This is a genomic window from Devosia marina (assembly GCF_009758415.1).
GTDB classification, from domain to species: Bacteria; Pseudomonadota; Alphaproteobacteria; order Rhizobiales; family Devosiaceae; genus Devosia; species Devosia marina.
The window spans coordinates 126,013-144,889 of sequence record NZ_WQRF01000002.1; the positions used below are offsets into that span (position 1 = coordinate 126,013).

Consider the following 18,877-nt stretch of genomic DNA (forward strand, 5'->3'; position numbering starts at 1 on the left):
CTCTCCTGGTTCGTGGGTCGCTTCGCCCCCACCGTACCATGAGGCCTTGGGAGAAGCCGAGTCCGCGGGAGCCCTCCTGGTGAGGTGCTTTGCGCCTGCAAAGCCGCAAACCAAGAGGGCGGCTTCACAGTCATGATCCGCCACATCTCCCGCCTGCGCCTGACCGCTTTCCGCAATTATGCCACTGCGGCGCTCGATCTCGACGGGCGCCATGTCGTGCTGACCGGTCCCAATGGTTCGGGGAAGACCAATCTGCTCGAAGCCATTTCCGTGCTCTCGCCGGGGCGCGGCCTGCGCGGCGCCAGTTTCGACACCTTGCAGGCGCAAGGCTCTGACCTGCCCTGGGCGGTTGCCGCGACCATAGAGACCGATGACGGGCCTGCCGATATTGGCACGGGCGCCCTGCCCGATGGCGGACGCCGGGTGCGCATCAATGGCGCCAATGCCCGCTCCATCGAGGCGATGAGCGATTACCTGCGGGTGCTCTGGCTGACCCCTGCCATGGACGGCCTGTTCTCCGGGCCTGCCGGGGACAGGCGCCGCTTTCTCGACCGTTTGGTGACCACGCTCATCCCGGGCCATTCGGCAACCGTGTCCGATTTCGAAAAGGCCATGCGGCAACGCAACAGGCTGCTTGAAGACGAAGGTGACCCGCGCTGGCTTGGCGCCATTGAGGTCCAGATGGCCGAGCTTGGCGCCTCGATCCACCTCAATCGCACCGACAGCCTTAGTCATTTGCAGGCGCTGATCGCCCAGAGCCTGGACGACACCAGCTTCCCGGCGGCGCGGCTGTCGCTGACCCCGCTCTTCGATGATCTGGTCGAGCCGGCGACCTCTGCCGAACTCGAAACAGTGCTGGCGCAGCGCTGGCATGCGCTGCGCCCCCTTGATCGGGCGGCCGGACGCACCACATCAGGACCACACCGCGTCGATCTTGACGTGATCCATGCGCAAAAATCCATGCCCGCGGCGCTCGGCTCCACCGGCGAGCAGAAGGCCCTGCTGATCGGGCTGATTCTCGCCCATGCCAGGCTGGTGCGGCTGCGCACCGGCATCGTACCGTTCCTGCTGCTCGACGAGATTGCCGCCCATCTCGATCCGGACCGGCGCCGGGCCCTGTTTGTGGCGCTGGACGGCCTGGAGACCCAATGTTTCCTCACTGGCACGGACCCGGTGCTGTTCGAGGCGCTGGAGGGGCGGGCGCAGCAGATCGGGGTGCGTGAAGGGCGCTTGGCGCGCAAGGGCTGAAAATCCCCCGCAAATACGCCTCAAACGGCCAATATCCTTGGGGTTTCAGCCCCATTCGGCTAGAACAGAACTGAACTGAAATCGACTGATTCGGACCCCATGAGCGACAGCGAAAACCCGATCCCGACCGAATATGGCGCCGATAGCATTAAAGTGCTCAAGGGCCTCGATGCCGTGCGCAAGCGCCCGGGCATGTATATCGGTGATACCGATGACGGATCAGGCCTGCACCACATGGTTTATGAGGTGGTGGACAACGCCATCGACGAAGCGCTGGCTGGCCATGCCGACCTGGTGACCGTCACCCTCAATGCCGATGGCTCGGTGACTGTGACCGACAATGGTCGCGGCATTCCAACCGGCATCCACAAGGAAGAAGGGGTCTCGGCCGCCGAGGTCATCATGACCCAGCTCCATGCCGGCGGCAAGTTCGACCAGAATTCCTACAAGGTGTCCGGTGGCCTGCACGGTGTTGGCGTCTCGGTGGTCAATGCCCTTTCGGTCTGGCTCAAGCTGCGCATTCGGCAGAAGGGGAAGGTCCACGAGATGAGCTTCACCCACGGCGTTGCCGATGGGCCGCTCGAAGTCGTTGGGGATTATGAAGGGCGCTCGGGCTCCGAGATCACCTTCATGCCCAGTTCCGAAACCTTCACCATGGTGGAGTTTGACTACAAGACGCTCGAACATCGTCTGCGCGAATTGGCTTTCCTCAATTCGGGCGTCCACATCCTTCTGGCCGACCATCGCCATCCCGAGCCGGTCGAGGTGGATCTGTTCTATGAGGGCGGCCTTGAAGCCTTCGTCAAATATCTCGACAAGTCCAAGGCGCCGGTGCTCGAAAGCCCGATCACCATGCGCTCGGAAAAGGACGGCATCACCGTCGAGGTGGCCTTGCAGTGGAACGACAGCTACCACGAAAATGTGCTGTGCTTCACCAACAACATTCCCCAGCGCGATGGTGGCACGCATCTGGCGGGCCTGCGCGGGGCGCTGACGCGTCAGGTGACGGGCTATGCCAACAGCTCCGGCATCGCCAAGAAGGAAAAGGTCGAGCTGAGCGGCGATGACACCCGTGAAGGCCTGACCTGCGTGCTCTCGGTCAAGGTGCCGGACCCCAAGTTTTCGTCCCAGACCAAGGACAAGCTGGTCTCCTCCGAAGTGCGCCCGGTGGTCGAGAACATCGTCAACGAAAAGCTCGGCCAGTGGTTCGAGGAGCATCCCAACGAAGCCCGCATCATTGTAGGCAAGGTGGTCGAAGCCGCCGCCGCCCGCGAAGCGGCCCGCAAGGCGCGCGAACTGACCCGCCGCAAGGGGGCGCTGGAAATCTCCTCGCTCCCTGGCAAGCTCGCCGATTGCCAGGAGCGCGATCCGGCAAAGAGCGAAATCTTCATCGTCGAGGGTGACTCGGCCGGTGGATCGGCCAAGCAGGGGCGCGATCGCTCCAATCAGGCCGTGCTGCCCCTGCGCGGCAAGATTCTCAATGTCGAGCGCGCCCGCTTTGACCGCATGATCTCCTCCGACCAGGTCGGCACGCTGATTACTGCGCTAGGCACCGGCATTGGCCGCGAAGAGTTCAACGCCGACAAGCTGCGCTACCACAAGATCATCATCATGACGGACGCCGACGTCGACGGCGCCCATATCCGCACCCTGCTGCTGACCTTCTTCTATCGCCAGACGCGCGAACTGATCGAGCGCGGGCATATCTATATTGCCCAGCCGCCGCTCTACAAAGCCACGCGCGGCCGCTCGGAGCTCTATCTCAAGGACGAGCGGGCGCTGGAAGACTATCTGCTCGATGGCGGCATTGAGGATGCGGTGTTCACCACCCAGAACGGCAGCACCCATGCCGGCCAGGATTTGTTGAACATCTTGCATCAGTCGCGCGAAATCGTGAACGCGATCAACAATCTCAATACCCGCTACAATCGCAATCTGGTTGAGCAGGCCGCCATTGTTGGCGGGCTGGATCCGGAGGGCATTACCAATCCCGACAGGAGCGGGGAAACGCTCAAGCGCGTCGCCAACCGGCTCGACCGCATTTCCGACGAGCTGGAGCGCGGCTGGACCGGCGAAGTGACCGAGGAGGAGGCACTGGCCTTCTCGCGTACCGTGCGCGGCGTCACCGAAACCCATCAGATCGACCGGGCCCTGCTGCAAAGCGCGGACGCGCGCAAATTGCGGCAGCTTGCCGACCGGCTGGATGAACTGTTTGGCGGCGTGCCGACGCTGACCCGCAAGGGCGAGACGACCAACATCTATGGCCCTGCCAGCCTGTTCAAGGCGGTGACCGATGCCGGCCGCAAGGGCGTTTCCATGCAGCGCTATAAAGGTCTTGGCGAAATGAATGCCGAGCAGCTCTGGGAAACCACGCTCGACCCCAATGCCCGCACCCTGCTGCGCGTCGAAATCGACCAGACTGACGAGGCCGACCAGATTTTTACGGCGTTGATGGGTGATCTGGTGGAACCGCGCCGCGACTTCATCCAGGACAACGCGCTCAATGTGAGCAATCTGGACGTCTAGACTGCGACCCGCAGGGGAAAATCTCGCCATTGGGGAGATTTTGGCGGGCTAGGCCATGAGAGCTATGCTCGAATGTTGGCGGCCGGTCAGATGGCAGAGGGCCATATGAGCAGCGCTCAAGTGGGAGGAACGCCCCAAACTGGAGGGCGCTGCAATGGGTGGCAACGAAATCGAGCTGTTTGGCGGCCTGATCAACAAGGTTGTCCGCGTCGGCGACACGGTGCGACGCACCATGTCTCGGGACCGCACGACCGCCCATCACTTGTTGCGCCATCTGGAGACGCGCGGCTTTGAAGGTGCACCCAGATTTCTGGGGGTCGACGCACTCGGCCGCGAAATTCTGACCTATCTGCCGAGCGACCTCAAATTCGATGCCGCTAGCTTCTCCGACGACCAATTGACTGCCGCCGCCGCTCTGCTTCGTAGCTTTCACGAGGCGACCCTGGACTTCGCCCTGGTTGTTGAAGCTGGCGCTGAGGTGCTCTGCCACAATGACTGGACGCCAGCCAATACGGGGTTTCGCAACGCCATCCCCTACGGAATGATTGACTTCGATACTGTTGCGCCCGGCACGAGGCTTTGGGACGTGAGCTATAGCGCCTGGACTTGGCTCGATCTCAGCGACCCGGCTTTTTCGGCAGATGAGCAGTTACGACGGCTCGAGCTGTTTTGCTCGGGCTATGATCACCCCTCATGCACCGTTGCGCATTTGGCAGGCTATATCCCCACCCGGCAGGCTGGCCGCGCACGCTGGGCGAAGGATCGCAACATGCCTGAAGCTGAGGCCTGGGCCCTGAAATGCATGTACTGGACCGTCCAGAACCTGAGCGAGCGCGTTCATCGCACAGGTTTGCCTGAGACCTGATTGATCTGCGCGCAGCCAGTTGTTCACCCTGACGGATCAGTCCGTTCTCATTGGCCGCCTTGTGCCTATGGTCTTCACCGCCTAGCTAAGCGGGACCAGTTCCTGCGCGAGGCTTCCATGAAAAAGATCGGCTTTCTCTCCTTTGGTCATTGGAGCCCGTCGCCCAATTCGGGCACCCGCACAGCCGGCGATGCGCTGCTGCAGTCGATCGATTTGGCCGTAGCCGCCGAAGAACTTGGGGCCGATGGCGCCTATTTTCGCGTGCATCACTTCGCCCGCCAACTCGCCTCGCCCTTTCCGCTGCTGGCCGCAGTCGGCGCAAAGACCAGCAAGATCGAGATCGGCACGGCCGTGATCGACATGCGCTATGAAAACCCGCTCTACATGGCCGAGGATGCCGGGGCGGCGGATCTGATCTCCGAAGGGCGGTTGCAATTGGGCATTTCACGCGGCTCGCCCGAGCAGGTTATCGATGGCTGGCGCTATTTCGGCTATGAGCCGGCCGAAGGGCAGACTGACGCGGACATGGCGCGGCTCAATTCGGAAATTTTCCTGAAAGCGCTGACCGGTCAGGGCTTTGCCCAGCCCAATCCGCGACCCATGTTTCCCAACCCGCCCGGCATGCTGCGGCTCGAGCCGTATTCCGAGGGGCTGCTTGAGCGCATCTGGTGGGGCGCGGCCAGCGATGCGACGGCCATCTGGGCGGCCAAGATGGGGATGAACCTGCAGTCCTCGACCCTGAAATTCGATGAATCAGGAAAGCCCTTCCATATCCAGCAGGCCGAACAGATCCGCGCCTATCGCGCGGCCTGGAAAGAGGCCGGCCATGCCCGCGAACCGCGCGTCTCGGTCAGCCGTTCGATCTTTGCCCTGGTCAACGATCAGGACCGCATGTATTTCGGCGCAGGACGCAAGGAAGAAGACCAGTTCGGCTATATCGAGCCAGAAAAGCGCGCCGTTTTCGGACGGGGCTACACCGCTGAGCCGGACCAACTGATCGAGGATCTCAAGCAGGACGAGGCCATCGCCGAAGCCGATACGCTGCTCCTGACCGTGCCCAACCAGCTCGGCGTCGCCTACAACGCCCATGTCATCGAGAGCATTCTCAAGCATGTCGCGCCGGGGCTGGGCTGGCGCTAAGGCTTCTTCACCCCTCCGGAGAGGGGGGCAGCAGCGGATGACATTCCGAACCGTCAGGGCAAGTCATAGCCCGATCCGTCGCACCCATTGGCCTGCCAATAGCGCTCCACCGGCGTAAAACTGCCGGTGGCCAGCCGCTCCACCTCTGCAGCAAAGGCCATGGCGCGGCATTCATCCGCGCCGGCTACCACATGCACCATTTCGTGCAGGATGGTCAGGCGCCTCAAGGCCGCCGTGCCTTCCTCGGAAAACTGCCGGCAGATGACCAGCGGCACCACCCCGTCCCGTGGCGGCAAGGGGACATAGGCGGCAAAGCGGGCACAGCCGTAGCCGCTTGCGCCCCGCTCCAGCGCAACGGCCAGGCTGCTGCCCCAATGCGAGGAGGTGAACCGCCCCAGGGTCAGGGCGTCACGATAGGCAGAAATGTCCACCCCGAAGCGGGTCGTCCCGAGCCGAGGTTGCGCCTGTTCGAAGGCGGCAATGGCATCGTTGAATGCAATTTGCACGGCGTCTGCTCGCGCCCCACTGGCGGCGAGGGACCACAGCAGGCCGGCGAGAATGGCAGTGAAGAGGCGCATGAGCCCTCTCGTGCCGGGCAATTGCGGCATTGGCAAGAGCTGTGACGCGACGGCCACACTCGGGCGGGAGGGGGATGCAGGCCCATAAACCGGCCACATTTGGCGCGGACAAGCTTGTCCATGTGCTGCTGGGCGGCAAAGAGCGTATGGCCGGTCACAATCCACCGATCTTAACCTCCCGCTTACCATTTGTTTCCCTTGATGAACGAACAGGGTAGAAGCAGCGTGATCCTTTCCTTCACTAGGTTTGCCTGATGGATTTCCGCATTTCGGCCGATGACCGCGTCGGCGCCCCCAAGGGCCGCCAGAACAAGACCCAGCCCTCTTCTGCGGCCAAGGGCGCGCGTGTCGAGCCGACCATGGGCCAGTCGATGGCGTTTTCCGTCGATGAAACGCGCCCCGGCGGCAATGGTGGTGGCGGCAAGCCGCCCAAATCGCCGCGGAAACAACCGCGCAAGGGTAAGGCCGAACCTGCTCGCAACCGCAAGAAGAAGCGCGGCGGCGGTCTGCTGATGGGGCTGCTCTGGTGGGGCTTTGTCGCCTGTCTCTGGGGCGGCATCGCCGTGATCGGTGTCATTGTTTATTACGGCGCGCAACTGCCGTCCTCCGAGACCTGGGCCATCCCCGAGCGTCCACCCAATATCCGCATCCTGGCGGCCGATGGGAGCCTGATCTCCAATCGCGGCCAGACCGGCGGCGAAGCCGTCACCTTCCGCGAACTGCCCCAATATGTGCCTGCGGCCTTCATTGCCTCGGAAGACCGTCGCTTCATGAGCCATTTCGGCGTCGACCCGATCGGTCTGCTCTCCGTGGCCGTGGAAATGGTTGAAGCGCGCGGCGTCACCCGCGGCGCCTCGACCATCACCCAGCAGGTAGCCAAAAACCTCTTCCTCACCCCCGACCAGACCCTGGGCCGCAAGGTGCAGGAAGCCATTCTGGCCATCTGGCTTGAACAGAACTTCACCAAGGAAGAAATCCTCGAGCTCTATATGAACCGGGTCTATTTCGGTTCGGGCGCCTATGGCATCGAGGCTGCGGCCCAGACCTATTTCGGGGTTTCGGCGCGCAATCTTTCGCTTGGTCAGGCGGCCATGCTGGTAGGCATTCTGCCCGCGCCATCGGCCTATAATCCCAAGGCCAATCCCAATACTGCACGCGACCGTCAGCGCCTGGTGCTCAATGCCATGGCCCAGGAAGGCTATATCACGCGTGACGAAGCCGATGCGGCACGCATCAACCCCGACCAGACCATCCGCACCGTGGTGGCCGGCTCCGAATCCTATGTCGCGGACTGGGTCGAAAGCCTGATGACCGCCTATATCGGCGAGATCGAGGGTGACGTGGTGGTGCAAACTACCATTGACTACAAGATGCAAAAGGATGCCGAATTCATCGTCAAGGAAGCGGTGGCCAATGAAGGCGAGAAGCGCGGCTTCTCCCAGGCTGCGCTGGTGGCCATGGATGTCGATGGCACGGTGCGCGCCATGGTCGGCGGCGTCGACTATCAGGCCAGCCAGTATAACCGCGCCGTGACCGCCCGGCGCCAGCCCGGCTCTGCCTTCAAGCCCTTTGTCTATATGGCGGCCATGGAGAAGGGCTATACGCCCGATACCTTGGCCGAAGACGCCCAGTTCGACTACAATGGCTGGAGCCCGCGCAATTCGAGCGGCAAATATGCCGGGACGGTGACGCTGCGCCAGGGGTTGGCCTATTCGCTCAATACCATCGCAGCCCGTCTGGCCATCGACGTCACGCCTGAGAAGGTCATCGAAGTGGCGATGCGCATGGGTATTTCCTCGAATCTGTCGGCTGTGCCCTCCATTGCCCTGGGGGCCCAGGAAGTGAACCTGCTCGAGTTGACCAGTGCCTACGCGCCCTTTGCCAATGGTGGCATGGGCGTCATTCCCAATGTCATCACCAAGATTTCCGACGTCGAGGGCAATGTACTCTATGAGGCCTCCAATGCCGGGCCGGGGCGCGTCGTCGATCCCAATGTGCTGGCAGCGATGAACGACATGCTCAAGACCGCCGTTGAGGTGGGTACCGGCCGAGGCGCCAATATTGGCGGCTGGGAAGTTGGCGGCAAGACCGGCACCTCGCAGCAATCGCGCGACGCCCTGTTTGTCGGCTACACCTCTGCCATGGTCACGGGGGTTTGGCTGGGCAATGACAACGATACCGGGACCAGTCTTTCCGGCGGCAATGTGCCGGCCAATATCTGGTCCAACTTCATGACCAAGGCTCTTGCTGGCCGCGCGCCTGCCCCTATTCCCGGAGGCTCCTATGCGGGCCAGCTCATTGCCCAGCAATTGATCGATCCCAATACTGGCATGCCCGCCATCGATCCGGCCACCGGCCAGCCCATGGTGCAATATGTCGATGGCGGCACGGGCGAGCCGGTGCAGACCACCACCGACCCGGCAACCGGGCAGGTGATTGCCATCGACCCGGCCACCGGTGCCCCACTTGAGGGGCTGGCGCCGGTTGACGGGCAGGTGGCCAATGCCACGGCTTCGACCGGGTTCGGCGGATTTGATCCCAACACCGGCATGCCGTTTGACAACGGTACCGGCCTGCCGGTCCAGCAGATCGACCCCAATACCGGCATGCCCATCGATCAGGGCCAGATCGTACAGTATGACGCCAATGGCCAGGCCATCGACCCGGTGACCGGCTTCCCCCTGCAGCAGCAGAACAGCAATGGCTTTGGCCAGGCGCCGATTGATCCCGAAACCGGCCTGCCCATGACCCTTGTCGTTGACCCGGCCACTGGCCAGCAGGTCTGGGTGCCTTCGGCGCCAACCTCGCAGCAGCCCCAGGGCTTCGCTCAGCCGCAGGGCCAGATCGTCCCGCCGGGCCAGGTGCAGCAGCAGCCGGTCTATCAGGAAGAGCGCTCCCAGCGCACACTGATGGATCTGATCTTCGGCAACTAGCATTGCCGACCAGAACAGCAAAAAGCCCCGGGCATGACCCGGGGCTTTTTCGTCTCAACGCCGAAGCTGGCGCGGTCTATATCACCACGATCGGTGCGCCATTGGGCACGCGCTCATAAAGATCCATGACATCTTGGAACAACAGGCGCACGCAGCCGGACGAGACCGCCTTGCCGATCGAGGCCACGTCCATGGTGCCGTGAATGCGATAGAGCGTGTCCCGATTGCCCTGATGAATATAGAGGGCACGGGCGCCCAGCGCATTGAGCAGGCCGGGTGGCTGGCCGTTGCGGTAGATTTCAAGCTCGGGCTGCCGCTCGATCATTTCAGCCGGGGGGGTCCAGACCGGCCATTTGCGCTTATAGGCAATGTGACCCTCGCCGCTCCATTCAAACCCGGCGCGTCCCAGGCCCACGCCATAGCGCATGGCCTGACCCTCCGGCATGGTAAAATAGAGGAAGTAATTGGCCGTATCGACCACCACGCGCCCGGCGGGCTCGCCGGTCGGGTTGGCCACTTCCTGACGCCAATAAGCCGGGTTCATCAGCGAGATATCGGCTGCCGGAACAGGGTGTTCTTCCTCTGGCCGGGCGGCGTACATGGCCAGAATGTCCAGCGGGATTGTCGGGCGAACGGGCGTTGCGGCGGCAGTGGCCAGCCGGGTGGTGCCGCTGGTCGAGCAGCCGGCAAGGGTCAGGGCGCCAAGGCCGGCAAGGCCAGCCAATACGGCGCGGCGCGACGGGGTCGCGTCGGAAACATGAGACATGAAACTATCCTTGGCCCGCACAAGCGGGCGCTGAGCGTGAATGAGGGGTTCGAAGAAGCGCTCAGGCGGATATGGGGGGGCGCAGCGGCAGGATGGCCGGCCAGTCCGGCGCTGACCGATCAGGAGCCAACAGAGGCCCTTCGCCCTCGAGACCGAAAGGCAGTTGGGGCCCGCAAACCTCGATCGCATGGTGCGAGCTGCAGGGCAGCATCAGCCCTGCGCCCAGATCGATCTGTCCGCGCTGGACCTGCACCACCACCGGGATCGGCTTGTTGTCGGCGTCGACATGGTTGAGCACCACGATCGGGGTGGCGACATAGCGATGCGCATTGGCTGTCGTGGCGCCCAGAACGGAGGCCAGAGCCAAAAGAACCGCGATGAAGACCACGAAGTGACGCATGACACGCTGATAGGGAGCAGATTGCGGCAGCATCGGGGCGGGCGCCCGATTATTGCCGGGTGGCAGGCGCTTGCCAGGCCATCAGTTCGCGACCGTGTGCTTTTAGCCACGCCCGGCCCCGGTCCATATCGGGCAGGGTCCGCGCAACGGTGGCCCAGAAGGCCGGCGAATGGTTCATCTCCACCAAATGGGCCACTTCATGGGCCGCGACATAGTCCAGCACATGTGGCGGGGCCAGAATCAGCCGCCAGTTATAGTTGATCGTGCCGCTTGAAGAGCACGACCCCCAGCGGCTCGACTGGCTGCGCAGCCGCACCTGCTTGACCTCAACGCCCAGCCGTCCGGCATGGAAGGCGCTTTGCCGCGTCAGATCGGCCAGCGCCTCGGATCTGAGCCAGTCATAAAGCCGGCGCGGCTGATGGGCCGCGTCCCCGGGAACGTGCAGAATTGGGCCGGCATCGTTCCCGCCGGTCTCGACCCGGCCGCGCAGCGCCCCGGTGGCGACCACCAGGTGCGGTACGCCGCGCAGGGGCAGGCGCGCCCCAGCCTCCAGCCTCTGCGCCAGCGCCGTGCGGGGCAGGCGCGCCGCCAGCCAGTGACGATGCCGGTGCAGAAATGCCTCGGCATCGGCCCAGCGTGCCCCGTCGGGCAGGGTCAGCAGTGGGCCGGCGGCAGGCAGGGACAGGCGGAAGCTCCGCGCCCGCTTGGACACCTTGACGGCAATGCTCACCTCGACGCCGTCGAGCGTGAGCTGGGTGGTCCGTGGCGGCGGGGTGCGTTGGCGCAGAAAGGAGAACATGGTGACCGGATCGGCATCAGCTCCGGGCAGTGTAGCCGGATTCGCGCAGCGAAAGAGGGTGGCAACACCAAAAAAAGGCGCCCCTTGCGGGGCGCCAGTCGTCATTGGAGGACAGAGAAGTCGGGAAGGACAACGGCTTACTGGCCGTTATTGTTGCTCCAATTGTTGTTATTCTGGTCGTTCTCGCCATAGCCTTGGCGTTGACCGCGATGTTCGCCCATGAAGCGGTCGAACTCCTCGCGGTCCTTGGCCTTGCGAAGGTTGGCCATATATTCGTGGAACGCGTCGATCTCGGCATCGAGCCGGGCGCGCTCTTCCTCGAGGCGCTTGAGTTGCTCGGCACGGTATTCATCGAAGGCGGCATTGCCGGACGAGCTGAACTCGTTGCGGCCAAAGCCGTGATGCTTGTGATTGTTGCGCATATAGCCACACCCCTTGTTCCAGTAAGCCTGGGCTTTTTCGGCAGAGCCGCCGAATTTTTCGCCCCAGATGATATAGGCCAGCATCGCCAGACCGAGCGGCCAGAAGATGATGAAGCCAAGGACCATGAGGCCGATGGTCAGTGGGGACCATTGCGGTTTGATGATTGCAGTGTTCATATTCGTTCGTCTCCCAGTCACGATGAGTCTCAAATGGCCTGTCACGGGGCAGGATCAAGCATGTGCCTGTCGATTTTTGCGCTTGAAATCGGCGAATTCGCTCCCTATGCGCCACAATTGAGAGCCTTGAAGTGAGCAGCATGACCGACCAGACCTTGCCCCAACTGCCACTGCCTTCAAGCTGGCGCCCCCTGCGCCTGCAGACCCTGGTGATCCTGCGCTGGCTGGCGGTGATCGGGCAGACCATTGGCGTGCTCTTCGTCAATTGGGGCCTGGGCTTTCCGCTGCCGCTGTTCGAATGCCTGGCGCTGATCGGACTATCGGCCGCCTTCAATATCGGCCTCGCCATTCGCCATGGGCCGCATTATCGCCTCTCCTCGCGTATTGCCGCGCTGCAACTGGCTTTCGATCTCTGCCAGCTTGGCGGGCTATTGGCCCTGACCGGCGGGCTGGAGAACCCCTTTGCGCTGCTGCTGCTGGCGCCGGTCTCGGTTTCCGCTACCTCCCTGCCGAAACGGCAGGCCTTTCTGGTGGCGCTGCTGGCCGCCGTGATCGCCTCTGTGCTGGCGATTCTGCACCTGCCGCTGCCCTGGGAGCCGGACCAGCACATCGTTTTCAACCGCATCTATGTGATCGGCATCTGGGTCTCGATCATTTGCGGCGTGGTGTTCATTTCCGCCTATACCAACCGGGTTGCCCATGATTCCCGGCAGATCGCCGACGCGCTGGCGGCCACTGAACTGGCGCTGTCGCGGCGCGAGCAGCTTTCCGCGCTTGACGGGCTGGCGGCGGCCGCCGCGCATGAACTGGGCACGCCGCTCTCCACCATTGCGCTGGCCGCCAAGGAAATGCGCGCCGAAGTCGACAAGGACAGCCAGTTGGCCGAGGACGTGGAGCTGATCATTGCCCAGGCGGCGCGCTGCCGGGCGATTCTCGCCAAGCTGCGCAATCTGGGCAGTGAACCCGCCGATCTCTTCGCCGAGGCGCCGCTGCCCGATATTCTCGATGAGGTCGCCCGGCCCCATGAGGGGCGCGGCAAGGTCATTCTGTTCGATGCCGCCGAGACGGCAGGGCCGCCGCCGGTGTTTCCACGCAGCGTGGGCCTGCTTTATGGCCTGGGCAATCTGATCGAGAACGCCACCGACTTTGCCGCCCAGACCGTGCGGATCGAAAGCGGCTGGGACCAGCATGCCATTACCGTCTCGATCATCGATGATGGCAAGGGCTTTGCCCCGGAGCTGATTGCCCGGCTGGGCGAACCCTATCTCACCAGCCGCCCGCGTGACCCGGCTGGCAGCGACGCGCATCAGCCCGGCGGGCTGGGCCTGGGCATCTTCATTGCCAAGACCCTGCTTGAGCGGACCGGGGCCCGGCTCACCTTCGACAATGCAAAGCCCAGCGGACATGCCCGGGTGCGCATCACCTGGTCCCGAAGCGCAATTGAGTGATCGGAACGGTTCGTTTTGACGTAGGGTGAGCAAAGGAATATTGGAAGAGCCATGGACACGATTGAAGACCTACTGGCCGCCGATCCGAGCCTTTTGCTCGTTGATGATGATGCAGCCTTTTTGAGCCGCCTCGAACGCGCGATGACGCGCCGGGGTTTTGAGGTGCGCATAGCCGGCACTGTCGCGGCGGGGCTGGCCGCCGTGACCGAACGCCCGCCCGCCTATGCCGTGGTCGATCTTCGCCTCGAGGACGGCAATGGCCTGGATGTGGTGTCGGCCCTGCACCAGAAGCGCGCCGATGCCCGCGCCGTGGTGCTGACCGGCTATGGCAATATCGCCACTGCCGTGACGGCGGTGAAGCTCGGAGCGATGGACTATTTGTCCAAGCCCGCCGATGCCGATGACGTCATCAATGCGCTGCTGGCCACCGGCGAGGACAAGCCAGAGCCACCGGAAAATCCGATGTCGGCCGACCGGGTGCGGTGGGAACATATCCAGCGTGTCTATGAACTATGCGACCGCAATGTTTCCGAGACCGCCCGCCGGCTCAACATGCACCGGCGCACGTTGCAGCGCATCCTGGCCAAGCGCGCGCCGCGCTGATGCACTCCCACCCGGCCTGTCCCTGTCAGGGAAGACCGGGTGCGGATAACAATCACCTGGCAAACAGCGTCTCGAACCCCCCAAAGATCATCCGCCTGCCGTCGAACGGCATTTCGCCGAATTGCTGCATGGCCTCGGGGCTCATCATCTTTTGCATCGCTGCGTCGCGGGTCGCCTTGTCGGGATATTCGATCCAGGAGAAGACGACGATCTCGTCGTCCTTGGCCTGCACCGCCCCATAGAAGTCATTGACCTCACCCCTGGGGACGTCCTCGCCCCAATTCTCCACCACGCGGGTAGCTCCCCATGACTTGAGCATTTCCGCCGCCCGGGCGGCATGCTCGACATAGGCTTGCTTGTTCGCCTTGGGAACGGCGGTCACCATGCCATCGATATAGGCCATATCGGGTCTCCTCTTGCTGGGCGGCAAATGCCGCGTTTGGCGCATGCGGTTGCTGCGCCTGCCTCGACTCTGACGAATGGGACAGGCTAACCTCGACACGCATCGGCGAAAAATGAGGAGTCTGGCCATGACTGTCACCCTTCACTTTCATGGCGCGGCGGGCACTGTCACCGGCTCATGCTATCGCGTGGTGCATCCGGGCGGGCAGTTTCTGGTCGATTGCGGCCTGTTCCAAGGCAATAAGAGCGTGCGCGAACTCAATCTCAAGCCGACGCCCTTCGACCCCAAATCCATCGACTTTCTGCTTCTGACCCATGCCCATATCGATCACGCCGGACTTCTGCCCAAGCTCTATGGCGAGGGTTGGCGCGGGCCGATGTGGATGACCGGCCCGACGGCAGGCCTGCTGGAATATCTGTTGCCCGATGGTGCCGGTATCCAGGAGAGCGAGGCGGAACGGGAAACGCGCAAGCGTTCGCGTCGTGGCGATGAACCGGTCAAGCCGCTCTACACCATGGCCGATGCCGAGGAGGCGTTAAAGCACCGCGAGATCTGCGACTATGATCAATGGGTCGAACCTGGCCCCGGCGTGCGGGCACGCTACTGGAATGCGGGGCACATCATCGGCTCCGCTTCCGTCGAAGTAGAGGTCAAGGACAGCGACGGCAAGCCGGTGCGGCTGATGTTCTCAGGCGATATCGGGCCCGACGAGAAAGTGTTCTATACCGAACCCGAAGGCCCTTCTGGCTTTGACTATATTCTGTGCGAAAGCACCTATGGCGGTCGCGACCGCGTGGGATATACGCTCGAAGAACGCCGCGAGACCCTCAAGGCAGAAATCCAGGACGCGCTCAAGCGCGGCGGCAATCTGATCATTCCCACCTTTGCCGTCGAACGCAGCCAGGAATTGCTGCACGATATCGGCACGCTGATCAAAATGGGGGAGATCGATCCGCAACTGGTGGCCCTGGACAGCCCCCTCGCCAGCAAGGTCACCGGGGTCTACCGCAAATACGCGAAAATGTTCGAGGACACCGAGCTCAGCGCCGATGAGCTGTTCAACGACGAACGCTTTCGGATCATCGAGGCGGTCGAGGATTCCAAGGGGCTCAACGCCATCAAGGGCGGCGCCATCATCATGTCGGCCTCCGGCATGGCCGATGCCGGGCGCATCAAGCATCACCTGCGCAACAATCTGATCCGCGCCAATGCGACGGTGCTGTTTGTCGGCTATCAGGCGCCCGGCACGCTGGGGCAGATCATTCTTTCGGGAGCCAGAGAAGTGCGTATCCATGGCTCGGTGATCCCGGTGCGGGCCACCATAAGGTCGATGGGCAATTATTCGGCCCATGCCGATCACTCCGAACTAATGGACTGGATCCAGAGCCGCTTGCCCGCCCATGGTGCCCTGTTCCTGACCCATGGCGAGGACGAGGAGCGCAATGCGCTGCGCGACGCCCTGATAGCGGCCGGAAAGCTCAGCGGCGACCAGGTGGTTTTGCCTCAGCTCGACGATTTCTTCGAACTGACAGCCGCCGGCATTCGCGCGGCCAGGGCGCCGGCGGAGCGGCGGGTGGATCTCAAGCAGATGCCGTCGGACTGGCACAATGCCTTCTCCGATTTCACCATCCGCCTCAGCCAGCGCCTGCATGCCTTGCCCGATGCGGACAAGCTCGCCTTGATGCAGGCCCTGCAGGCCGAACTCTCCGCGCAGGGCGCCGACCCCAGCCCCAAAGGCCGGCCCACGCCCATCACCCCGGTCGAAACGGCGGGGGCATGACGCCTCAATGCCCCCGCCTCCTAAGGAAGCCCTTGATTGCGCTTATTGCACGACTGATTGAAACCTTCCTCGCACCAGAAGCAAACCGGCAGGAGGCTATTTGGTTTACTCCGCTGCCTGCTTTTCGAGGACGGAGCGCTGGTCGGTGATGGCCAGGGGTTCGACGGCCACGATCTGGTCGCGCTTGCGGTGAATGCGCAGGCGCTTGACGCGTCGGCTATCGGCGGCAAGGACTTCGAACTCGAAACCCTTGATGCCGTTGATCCGCTCGCCCCGCTTGGGCACATGGCCGGCCAGATCGAAAACCAGGCCACCAATGGTATCGACATCCTCGGCATGATCGCCAGGATCGAAGTCGGGGCCAATCATGGCCTGCACGTCTTCGAGCTCGGCGCGGGCATTGGCGACAAAGACATCCTCACCAACCTTGCGGATCAGTGCGGCTTCGGTGACGTCGTGTTCGTCCTCGATCTCGCCCACCACTGCTTCGAGCAGGTCTTCAATGGTCACCAGCCCGTCAGTGCCACCATATTCATCGACCACGATGGCCATATGGGTGCGGCTGGCGCGCATGGATTGCAGGAGGTCGGCCGCCGGCATGAAAGTGGGTACGAACATGGCCTTGCGCAAAATGCCCAGCTTGCCGATTTTCTGGCGAAGGGCGGTCGAAAGCAGTTTGACCGGCACATCCTTTTCCGGATCGGTCACCGGTTCGGTGATTTTGCGCAGGGCGTCCTTGATGTGGATGAAGCCGACAATATTGTCGAGCCCGTCCTCATAGACCGGCAGGCGCGAATGGCCGACCTGACGGAAGCGGGCAAGCAACGCGCCCAGATTGATATCTGACGGGACTGCCTGAATGTCCGAGCGCTCCACCATGACGTCGTCGATCGACACCTTGGAGAGTTTGAGGACATTTTGCAGGATCAGCCGCTCGCTTTCCGAGAAGTCGCCGGTTTCGGTGCCGCCGGTATCGTCGAGGGCTTCCTGCAGGTCGTCGCGCAGCGAAACCGTGGTCCGGGCCATCAGGCCCTTGATACGGCTCCACAGGCTCGGCCCCCGCGACGCGGCGGGGGCGGGACTAGAAGGAGGTTCGGGGTTTTCGGCCACCCGTAGGGCCCTACTGTCGCTATCGTTCATTCATCTCGCGCCGCACAGAGCGGCTAATTGACTGTCCTATGAGACCGGAAATGCCCCAGACGACCCGGGGTTCCTGGCAGAAATTATTCGGCGTAGGGATCATCGATCCCAAGCCCCGCCAATATCTGGGTTTCCAGCCCCTCCATTTGAAGGGCCTCGGCCTCATCAATATGATCATACCCTAAAATATGCAGAAATCCATGCACCATAAGGTGGGTGAAGTGATCTTCCAGGCTCTTGCCCAGATCGGCCGCCTCGTGCTCGAGGGTTTCACGCGCCAGGGTTATGTCCCCCAAAAGGCCGATGACGGGCGCAAAAGGTTCGATCTGGGGGAAGCTCAACACATTGGTGGCGCTGTCCTTTCCGCGCCACTGGGCGTTGAGCTCACGTTGCTCGGCGTCATCGGTGAGCAGGACCGATATCTCGGCGGCACCCTTTATTTTCGGTCTGGCACCGGCAAGGGCTGCCAGCACCGCCTTTTCGGCGATGGCATCAAAATGATCGGGCCAGCCATCCGCATTGCGGATGACGGCGATTTCGAGCGGTGGCGATGCGGTCATAGGCTAGGGGTTCAGCTCCGGGGCACCGCGCCCAGTGTCCGCGCCAGACCTTCTCGGTCCCCGTCCTTTTCGGCAAGGCGGCGCGCGGTGTCTGCCTCGTAGGCCCGAACGATGCGCCCGACAAGCGCGTGGCGCACCACGTCCTTGTCGCCGAAGCGGGAGACATGCACCCCTTCCACGCCGTCGAGCAGCTTGACCGCTTCCACCAGACCCGATTTCTCGCCGCGCGGCAGATCGACCTGTGAGGGGTCGCCGGTGACGATCATCTTGGAGTTCTCGCCCAGACGGGTGAGGAACATCTTCATCTGCATCGAGGTGGTGTTCTGCGCCTCGTCAAGAATAACCACGGCATTGGACAGGGTCCGGCCGCGCATGAAGGCGAGCGGGGCGACTTCGATGATGCCCGAGGTGATGCAGCGCTCGACATTTTCGGGCTTCATCATGTCGTAAAGCGCATCGTAGAGAGGCCGCAGATAGGGGTCGACCTTTTCCTTCATGTCGCCGGGCAGGAACCCCAGGCGCTCGCCAGCTTCGACAGCTGGACGGGAAAGGATGATGCGGTTGATATCGCCGCGTTCGAGCAGCGAGGCGGCATGGGCCACGGCCAGATAGGTCTTGCCGGTACCGGCGGGGCCGGTGCCAAAGACCAGCTCCGAGCGTTCCATGGCGCGCATATAGGCGTCCTGGGCGGGGGTGCGCGCGACAATGGTGGATTTGCGCGTGGCGATCTGGGCCATGCGCACCTTGCCCCTGCGCTCCAGCGTCGGCAGCGTCAACTGGCTGTCCTCGGTCTCGATCATGCGAATGACCGCATCGACATCGGCGATATCCATGCTGCGGCCCTCTTCGAGGCCGGCATAGAGCGATTCGAGCACCCGGCGCGCCTGATCGACCCTGGAAGCTGCGCCCTTGAGCAGAACATGATTGCCGCGCGGGGTTGCCGACACGGTCAGACGCTGTTCGATCAAGGCGAGGTTCTGGTCGAAATCGCCATAAAGCTGGGCAGCCAGGCGATTGTCTTCAAAGGCGAGTTCGAGTTGCGATGCGAGGGCGTTATCGGCTGTGGGTGGCAAGTGCCTGCTCAAACTT

General features: G+C 62.8%; 17 protein-coding genes. 8 read left to right on the top strand and 9 right to left on the bottom strand.

Features of this window, described 5'->3' with window-relative positions; all coding sequences use genetic code 11:
• Positions 1-132 precede the first annotated feature (132 nt).
• From recF to GO014_RS08355, 4 genes are all read left to right on the top strand, one after another.
• Positions 133-1,248 (top strand): DNA replication/repair protein RecF, encoded by a 1,116-nt coding sequence (recF, locus tag GO014_RS08340; RefSeq protein ID WP_157289946.1) that lies wholly within the window; start codon positions 133-135, stop codon positions 1,246-1,248.
• A gap of 99 nt (positions 1,249-1,347) precedes the next feature.
• Entirely contained in the window at positions 1,348-3,774 is a 2,427-nt protein-coding gene (gene gyrB, locus GO014_RS08345; RefSeq protein WP_157289947.1) for a DNA topoisomerase (ATP-hydrolyzing) subunit B, read from the top strand.
• A gap of 154 nt (positions 3,775-3,928) precedes the next feature.
• Entirely contained in the window at positions 3,929-4,639 is a 711-nt protein-coding gene (locus GO014_RS08350; protein ID WP_157289948.1) for a phosphotransferase, read from the top strand.
• Between the two features lie 117 nt (positions 4,640-4,756).
• Complete coding sequence (locus GO014_RS08355) at positions 4,757-5,779, top strand: LLM class flavin-dependent oxidoreductase (RefSeq protein ID WP_157289949.1); 1,023 nt, start codon at positions 4,757-4,759, stop codon at positions 5,777-5,779.
• Positions 5,780-5,832: 53 nt separating this feature from the next.
• Here GO014_RS08355 and GO014_RS08360 read toward each other — a convergent pair whose 3' ends face one another.
• Entirely contained in the window at positions 5,833-6,357 is a 525-nt protein-coding gene (locus GO014_RS08360; protein ID WP_157289950.1) for a hypothetical protein, read from the bottom strand.
• Positions 6,358-6,611: 254 nt separating this feature from the next.
• On the opposite strand from GO014_RS08360, the gene GO014_RS08365 reads away from it, so the two are divergent.
• Entirely contained in the window at positions 6,612-9,290 is a 2,679-nt protein-coding gene (locus GO014_RS08365; RefSeq protein WP_157289951.1) for a PBP1A family penicillin-binding protein, read from the top strand.
• Between the two features lie 76 nt (positions 9,291-9,366).
• Here the strand turns inward: GO014_RS08365 and GO014_RS08370 are convergent, their stop codons facing one another.
• The 4 genes from GO014_RS08370 to GO014_RS08385 form a co-directional block, all read right to left on the bottom strand.
• Complete coding sequence (locus GO014_RS08370; protein WP_157289952.1) at positions 9,367-10,056, bottom strand: L,D-transpeptidase; 690 nt, start codon at positions 10,054-10,056, stop codon at positions 9,367-9,369.
• Positions 10,057-10,117: 61 nt separating this feature from the next.
• Entirely contained in the window at positions 10,118-10,489 is a 372-nt protein-coding gene (locus GO014_RS08375; protein ID WP_157289953.1) for a hypothetical protein, read from the bottom strand.
• 16 nt (positions 10,490-10,505) lie between these two features.
• The gene (locus GO014_RS08380; protein ID WP_157289954.1) at positions 10,506-11,255 is read right to left on the bottom strand and encodes a M48 family metallopeptidase; all 750 of its coding nucleotides are present in this window, start codon (positions 11,253-11,255) and stop codon (positions 10,506-10,508) included.
• A gap of 137 nt (positions 11,256-11,392) precedes the next feature.
• Entirely contained in the window at positions 11,393-11,854 is a 462-nt protein-coding gene (locus GO014_RS08385; protein WP_104892489.1) for a DUF2852 domain-containing protein, read from the bottom strand.
• Between the two features lie 140 nt (positions 11,855-11,994).
• Here GO014_RS08385 and GO014_RS08390 point away from each other — a divergent pair, with 140 nt between their 5' ends.
• Positions 11,995-13,302 (top strand): ActS/PrrB/RegB family redox-sensitive histidine kinase, encoded by a 1,308-nt coding sequence (locus GO014_RS08390; protein WP_157289955.1) that lies wholly within the window; start codon positions 11,995-11,997, stop codon positions 13,300-13,302.
• Positions 13,303-13,353: 51 nt separating this feature from the next.
• On the top strand, positions 13,354-13,905 hold the full coding sequence (locus GO014_RS08395) for an ActR/PrrA/RegA family redox response regulator transcription factor (protein ID WP_104892487.1): 552 nt from the start codon (positions 13,354-13,356) through the stop codon (positions 13,903-13,905).
• Between the two features lie 52 nt (positions 13,906-13,957).
• Here the strand turns inward: GO014_RS08395 and GO014_RS08400 are convergent, their stop codons facing one another.
• Complete coding sequence (locus GO014_RS08400) at positions 13,958-14,308, bottom strand: DUF1428 domain-containing protein (RefSeq protein ID WP_157289956.1); 351 nt, start codon at positions 14,306-14,308, stop codon at positions 13,958-13,960.
• 127 nt (positions 14,309-14,435) lie between these two features.
• Between GO014_RS08400 and GO014_RS08405 the strand changes: the two genes are divergently transcribed.
• Entirely contained in the window at positions 14,436-16,088 is a 1,653-nt protein-coding gene (locus tag GO014_RS08405; RefSeq protein ID WP_157289957.1) for an MBL fold metallo-hydrolase RNA specificity domain-containing protein, read from the top strand.
• A gap of 105 nt (positions 16,089-16,193) precedes the next feature.
• Here the strand turns inward: GO014_RS08405 and GO014_RS08410 are convergent, their stop codons facing one another.
• The 3 genes from GO014_RS08410 to GO014_RS08420 form a co-directional block, all read right to left on the bottom strand.
• The gene (locus GO014_RS08410; protein WP_157289958.1) at positions 16,194-17,114 is read right to left on the bottom strand and encodes a hemolysin family protein; all 921 of its coding nucleotides are present in this window, start codon (positions 17,112-17,114) and stop codon (positions 16,194-16,196) included.
• 197 nt (positions 17,115-17,311) lie between these two features.
• Positions 17,312-17,788, bottom strand: coding sequence for an rRNA maturation RNase YbeY (gene ybeY / locus GO014_RS08415; protein WP_116587715.1), 477 nt, complete (start codon positions 17,786-17,788; stop codon positions 17,312-17,314).
• 11 nt (positions 17,789-17,799) lie between these two features.
• Positions 17,800-18,861, bottom strand: coding sequence for a PhoH family protein (locus GO014_RS08420; RefSeq protein ID WP_246204526.1), 1,062 nt, complete (start codon positions 18,859-18,861; stop codon positions 17,800-17,802).
• Between the last annotated feature and the right edge of the window lie 16 nt (positions 18,862-18,877).